Origin of the sequence: Methylophaga sp. UBA2012 (assembly GCF_002335235.1) — a bacterium.
Classification (GTDB): domain Bacteria; phylum Pseudomonadota; class Gammaproteobacteria; order Nitrosococcales; family Methylophagaceae; genus Methylophaga; species Methylophaga thalassica.
The window spans coordinates 78,200-79,410 of sequence record NZ_DDCG01000011.1 but is presented as its reverse complement, the minus strand read 5'-3'; the positions used below and the strand labels follow the sequence as shown (position 1 = coordinate 79,410).

Annotated in this window: 2 protein-coding genes; both read left to right on the top strand. The window is 37.9% G+C overall.

Features of this window, described 5'->3' with window-relative positions:
• On the top strand, nucleotides 1–257 hold a 257-nt coding region (locus B2248_RS09380; protein WP_286722884.1), incomplete at its 5' end, for a phosphoribosyltransferase.
• Nucleotides 250–1,182, top strand: coding sequence for a DNA-processing protein DprA (locus B2248_RS09375; protein ID WP_273181180.1), 933 nt, complete (start codon nucleotides 250–252; stop codon nucleotides 1,180–1,182). The genes B2248_RS09380 and B2248_RS09375, both read left to right, overlap by 8 nt.
• Nucleotides 1,183–1,211: the final 29 nt, after the last annotated feature.

Here is a 1,211-nt window from a genome sequence, read left to right as displayed (position 1 = left end):
TTATTTTCGACGAAAAATTTTTAGTTCGAACAAGAAGTGTTACTAAAGCACATGAAGGTGGTGACAGAAGTATTAACAAACATTTAGATACAATACAGGTAGAAACGATACCTAGTCCAGATATACCTATTCTCTTACTGGATGATGTCACAACTACTGGGAATAGTCTGAATGCATCTAGAGATCTACTGAACGCTGCAGGATGCAAGAACATAATTATGCTCGCAATTGGTCAAACCGTAGAAACAAATGAATAAGCTCGAACTTATCCAACTTCACGCTCTCTCCCTAGAACAGTCACTTACACTTAAGAAGAAAGACATTGTTCAGTTTCTGTGCTCTTTTTCTTACGAAAACGTGAATACTTTCTCAGAGTTGAAAGAACTCCTTAATACACAAGGTTATGGAAGCTATTACCCGGATGAGAAGGCATGGAATGGTGCCCAACAAACATTAGAAAAAAATGCTGAACTTGATATTCATACCATTTTAATTAGTTCATCATCATACCCGAAGTCACTAAAAGCAATTGATGATCCACCCCCTATTATTCATTTACGTGGGAATCTAGAGTGCTTAAATCGTATTCCTGGAGTTGCAGTCGTAGGCTCAAGAAAAGTAACAAAAAATGGTGAGTTAATTGCTAGAAGAATATCGGCTTTTTTAGCTGAAAATGGCTGGTGTATTGTGAGCGGTCTCGCTATTGGTGTGGATACAGCAGCTCATCAAGGAGCTCTTAGTATCAGTGGCTCCGGTAACACTATAGCTGTGTTAGCTCATGGGTTAGAACATGCAAGGCCTCAAAGAAATATTGACTTAGCTATGGAGATAATTGATAGAGGTGGGCTATGGATATCAGAACATCGCGTTGGCACACCAGCTAAGCCTGAGCATTTTGTCCCAAGAAATAGAATACAGTTAGGGTTATCCTCAGGTTCCGTAATAATTGAAGCTGAAAAGCAAAGTGGAACTATTACACAAGCCAAGTTTTGTTTGAAACAAAAGCGTCCACTTTTTGCAGTCGTTCCGCACAAAGATAGTAATCCATTGCAACTACTCTCATCTGGTACTGAAATGCTTGTAAATGAAATGGGGGCTTTTCCGTTGAAGACAAAAGAAGATTATTTTGTTCTTATAGAAAGACTAATGAAGCAAAAGGAATTACTTTCAGCAATAGAGTGAACTTGTTATTTTTTAATTTTTTTTGTTCT

What these genes read in the sequence shown, in the direction of transcription:
- B2248_RS09375 (WP_273181180.1), top strand. Translation starts at nt 250, where the DNA reads ATGAATAAGCTCGAACTTATCCAACTTCACGCTCTCTCCCTAGAACAG.